Source organism: Streptomyces sp. PA03-6a, from assembly GCF_033792765.1.
GTDB lineage: Bacteria > Actinomycetota > Actinomycetes > Streptomycetales > Streptomycetaceae > Actinacidiphila.
In genome coordinates, this window is the sequence record NZ_JARAVK010000439.1 from 1 (window position 1) to 4345 (window position 4345).

Annotated in this window: 6 protein-coding genes; 4 read left to right on the forward strand and 2 right to left on the reverse strand. The window is 73.7% G+C overall.

The features are described 5' to 3' along the window. The first annotated feature begins 185 nt into the window (after positions 1-185). Positions 186-1646, forward strand: a complete 1461-nt coding sequence (locus PV350_RS44945) for an alpha,alpha-trehalose-phosphate synthase (UDP-forming) (RefSeq protein WP_499512494.1) — start codon at positions 186-188, stop codon at positions 1644-1646. Here PV350_RS44945 and PV350_RS44950 read toward each other — a convergent pair. Beyond that, complete coding sequence (locus PV350_RS44950; protein WP_500339107.1) at positions 1643-2044, reverse strand: hypothetical protein; 402 nt, start codon at positions 2042-2044, stop codon at positions 1643-1645. The two genes, PV350_RS44945 and PV350_RS44950, sit on opposite strands and share 4 nt — an antisense overlap. Next, on the reverse strand, positions 2041-2433 hold the full coding sequence (locus tag PV350_RS44955; protein WP_026251177.1) for an ATP-binding protein: 393 nt from the start codon (positions 2431-2433) through the stop codon (positions 2041-2043). The genes PV350_RS44950 and PV350_RS44955 overlap by 4 nt, the downstream gene beginning before the upstream one ends. A gap of 115 nt (positions 2434-2548) precedes the next feature. On the opposite strand from PV350_RS44955, the gene PV350_RS44960 reads away from it, so the two are divergent. From PV350_RS44960 to PV350_RS44970, 3 genes are all read left to right on the forward strand, one after another. Beyond that, positions 2549-3364, forward strand: a complete 816-nt coding sequence (locus PV350_RS44960) for a helix-turn-helix domain-containing protein (RefSeq protein WP_499512496.1) — start codon at positions 2549-2551, stop codon at positions 3362-3364. After that, positions 3361-3561: a DUF397 domain-containing protein gene (locus tag PV350_RS44965; RefSeq protein WP_500339108.1), complete on the forward strand. Its 201-nt coding sequence runs from the start codon at positions 3361-3363 to the stop codon at positions 3559-3561. The genes PV350_RS44960 and PV350_RS44965 overlap by 4 nt, the downstream gene beginning before the upstream one ends. Before the next feature lie 107 nt (positions 3562-3668). After that, a partial coding sequence (locus PV350_RS44970) for a hypothetical protein (protein ID WP_500339109.1) occupies positions 3669-4345 on the forward strand: 677 nt, incomplete at its 3' end.

Sequence of the window (4345 nt, forward strand, 5' to 3'; positions counted from 1 at the left end):
AGCCCAGCCGGGGGTTCCAGCCAGGTTGTGGGCAGGCGGTCCGCCGCCAGGCGTGGGGGCACCCCCAGCTCCGCTGGGGGTGCCCCCACGCCTGGCGGCGGACCGCCTGCCCACAACCTGGCTGGAACCCCCGGCTGGGCTAGCTCGTACGTTTGCGGTCGGGGATGCGTGGCTAGGCTGGCCGCATGGTCGCATCGCATGCCGCGCGCGTACTGGTCGCGTCCAACCGCGGCCCCGTGTCGTACAGCCTCCGCGAGGACGGCACGCTCACCGCCCGCCGCGGCGGCGGCGGACTCGTGTCGGGCCTGAGCGCGATCGGGCCGGACGCGGACGCCGTCTGGGTCTGCGCGGCGCTCGGCGAGGGGGACCGGGCCGCCGTCCTGCGCAGTTCCGGGGGCACGGGCCGGCTGTCCACCGCCGACACCGGCGGCCAGCACGTACGGATGCTGGACATCCCGGCGGACACCTTCGCGTCGGCCTACAACGGCATCGCGAACTCGGTGCTGTGGTTCGTCCACCACATGCTGTTCCAGACCCCGCTGGAGCCCGTCTTCGACGAGGACTTCCGCGAGCAGTGGGCGGCGTACGTGGCGTACAACGCCGCCTTCGCCGACGCGCTCGCCGACGAGGCGGGCCAGGGCGCGGCCGTCCTGGTGCAGGACTACCACCTCGCGCTGGTGCCGCAGCTGCTCCGCTCGCGCCGCCCCGACCTGCGCATCGGCCACTTCTCGCACACCCCGTGGGCCCCGCCGGACTACTTCCGCCTGCTGCCCGACGACGTCGCCGCGGAGGTGCTGAGCGGCATCCTCGGCGCCGACCGGGCCGGCTTCCTGACCCGCCGCTGGGCGGACGCCTTCGCCGCGTGCTGCGCCGACGTGCTGGGCGCCTCCGTCATCCGTGACGAGGGCAGCCTCACGATCACGTACAAGGGCCGCACCACGCGGATCGGGGTGCACGGCCTCGGCGCGGACGCCGACTTCCTGCGGGAGCGGGCGCACCAGCCGGACGTGGACGAGCGCCTGGCGTCGCTGCAGGAGGCCGTGGGCGGCCCGGACCGCAAGGTCATCGTGCGCGTGGACCGCACCGAGCTGTCGAAGAACATCATCCGCGGCCTGCTCGCGTACGCGCAGCTGCTGCGCGACCACCCCGAATGGCAGGGGCGCGTGGTGCACATCGCCTTCGCCTACCCCTCCCGTCACGACCTGGCCGTCTACCGGGAGTACACGGACGAGGTCTCCGACCTGGCCGAGGAGATCAACGAGGAGTTCGCCACGCCGGGCTGGCAGCCGGTGGTCCTGCACGTCAAGGACGACTTCGCGCGCTCCCTGGCCGCCTACCGCCTGGCGGACGTCGCGCTGGTCAACCCGATCCGCGACGGCATGAACCTGGTGGCCAAGGAGATCCCGGTCGTCTCGGACGACGGCGTGGCGCTGGTCCTCTCCCGCGAGGCGGGGGCGTACGAGGAGCTGGCCGACGACGCGTTCGTGGTCAATCCGTACGACATCCGGGCCACGGCCAACGCCCTCCACCAGGCGCTGTCCGTGTCGCACGGCGAGCGGGCCGAGGCCACCAAGCGACTCGCGGCGGCCTCGACGGCGCTCCCCCCGCAGCAGTGGTTCCTGGACCAGCTGCGGGCGCTGGGCTAGGGACGTGAGGGGGCCCGCCGGCTGATCCCCAGCCGGATGCGTCCGGCGGTCGTGCCCAGGGCGAGGTAGGTCTCCACCTCCGGCAGCGGCGCGCGGCGGGCGAGCGGGTCCAGCCCCACGACGAGCGCGACCGGTCCCCCGCCCGCGACGAAGGCGGACCACCGCTCCCCGGCCGCGACCTCCAGCAGCGGGCCGCCGTCCGGGCCGCGCACCGTGGCCCGCCCGGGACGCGGGACGGCGATCCGCTCGCCGAGCTCCGGCAGCCGCCGCCCGGGCTCGGCGAGCCCGAGGAGCGCGGCGAGTTCCTCCGTCCCGCTCCCGTGCGGATGGGCCAGCAGCAGGAACGCCACCGGCCCGAACGCCGTGTCGTCCAGCCAGGTCCACGAGGCGGGCCTCACCGCAGCACCACCCACACCTGCTTGCCGTCGGGAGTCGGCCGTACGCCCCACCGGTGCGCCGCCGCCGCGATCAGGTGCAGGCCGCGCCCGCGTTCGGCCGCCCAGTCCGGCGGCCCGGGGGCCGGGACCGGCAGGACGGGGGAGCGGTCGCTGACCGTGGCCCGCACGCCCTCCGCGGCCAGGTCGTCCAGGGTCAGCTCGCACTCCGGGGAGCCCGCGTGCCGGTGCACGTTGGCGAGTATCTCCGTGACGCACAGCGCGGCGGCGGGCGCCAGGTCCTCGCGCCCCCAGGCGCGGAGCTGTTCGCGTACGGCCCGGCGGACCTCGGCGATGCGGGCGGGCTCGGCGACGACGCGCATCGCCGCCGCGGGTGGAGATTCCTGCGTCATGGGTCCAACGGTTCCGTGCCGTGGCTAGCCTGACCAGGGCGGATCTGACCCCGGATCAGTTGTGTCGGGACCGGTCCGCGGCTGTGTACGGCGTGTGTACCGGGGAGGTGGTGCCGTGTCCGCGAAGGGCGAGGGCTCGGCCAGCATGCGGATGTTCGGTTCAGTGGCACGGTCCCTGCGGGAGGCCCGCGGGATGTCGACCGACGAACTGGCCGCGCACGTCGGCTATTCGAAGTCGCTGGTGGTCAAGATCGAGCGCGGCGAGCGGATGCCGCCGCCGGCGTTCGTGGAGAGGGCGGGAACCCTGCTGGGCGACGGCGGCGGGGTGCTGCGGTCCGCGGCGCGTCATCTCGAACGGGCCGAGTTCCCCTCCTGGTTCGAGGAGTACGCGGAGCTGGAGCGCGCGGTGGTGAGCCTCTACACCTACGACACGCAGGTCATCAACGGCCTGCTGCAGACCGAGGAGTACGCCCGCGTCGTGCTCGGCGCCTACTGCCCGACCCTGGAGACGGAGGAGGTCGAACGCCGCGTACGGGCCCGGCTGGCCCGGCAGGCGCTGCTGACCCGCGCCCCGGCGCCGCAGCTCGCCTTCGTCATCGAGGAGTGGGTGCTGCGCCGTCCGGTCGGCGGACGGGCGGTGCACCGGCGCCAGTTGGAGCGGCTGGTGGAGACCGCGGCGCTGCGTCATGTGACGGTCCAGGTGATGCCGCTCTCCCACGAGGCTCACGCGGGCTTCGACGGACCGATGCACCTGCTGGAGACCCACGATCTGCGGCTGCTCGCCTATCTCGAAGTCCAGGGCCGCAGCGTGCTGGTGGACGGCCGGGACGAGGTCAGCAAACTCCACCAGCGCTATGCGATGATCCGCTCACAGGCCCTCAGCGTGGGGGACTCCGCCAGAGTGATCGAGCAGATTGCGGGGGAGCTATGACGTCCCAACTCGCCTGGTTCACGAGCAGTTACAGCGGCAGCGAGGGCGGTGCCTGCGTCGAGGTGGCCCATGCCCCGGGCGCCGTGCACGTACGGGACTCCAAGGACCCCGCCGGACCCGCGCTCGCCTTCACCGGCGAGGCGTGGACGGCGTTCGTCTTCTTCGTCGCCGACAACACCGGGACACCGGTAGAGTAATCGGCCGATCACCCTTCGTGCCCAGCGCATGAAGCGGCCCCCGTGGTGCGCCAACACCGGCCGGGGGCCTACACCTACGAGGCTTGATTCGCCAAGGAGCCCCGCACATGATTTGTCATGCTATCCCGCCGACCCGTTTCTTCTCCCAGACGCCGAACGACCTCATCCGCCATCCACGCCTGAACGGCACCGCCGTACGGCTGTTGCAGTGGGCGCTCTCCCTGCCGGAGGGGTCCCGGGAGACCCTGCAGTCCATCGGCGAGAAGATGCCCGAGGGGCGCATCGCCCTGCGCCGGGCCCGGCAGCAGCTGGAGGCGGAGGGCTATGTGCACACCCGCCGCACGCAGAGCCGCGAGACCGGCCGCTGGACCACCCAGGTGCTCGTCTCCAACGTGCCCTTGCGCGACCCCGCCGAGATCGAGGCCGCCTTCGCCGCACCGGGTGGCAGCCTCCCGACCGCCGGTGCGCCGTCCGTACGGGCCGTCGGCGCATCCCCCAAGGGGGAGAACAGGGAGAAGGAGAACACCTCCCACCCCGGGACCCTCGCCGACGAGCCGCTGGTCGCCCGCGCGGCGGCCGCGCTGCACCGCCTCGGGCGGCGGGAGGCCAGGCTCGCCCTGGGCGTCGCCGAGGCGGCCCGGCTGGCCCCGCTCGCCGCCCGCTGGCTGGCACACGGCGCGAGCGAGCTGGAACTGGGCACGGCCCTGTCCTGCGGACTGCCGCCCGCCGTGCACTCCCCCGCCGGCTTCATCGCCCGTCGCCTGCGCGACAAGCTCCCCGCACC

What these genes read in the sequence shown, in the direction of transcription:
- PV350_RS44965 (WP_500339108.1), top strand. Translation starts at nt 3,361, where the DNA reads ATGACGTCCCAACTCGCCTGGTTCACGAGCAGTTACAGCGGCAGCGAG.
- PV350_RS44955 (WP_026251177.1), bottom strand. Translation starts at nt 2,433, where the DNA reads ATGACGCAGGAATCTCCACCCGCGGCGGCGATGCGCGTCGTCGCCGAG.
- PV350_RS44945 (WP_499512494.1), top strand. Translation starts at nt 186, where the DNA reads ATGGTCGCATCGCATGCCGCGCGCGTACTGGTCGCGTCCAACCGCGGC.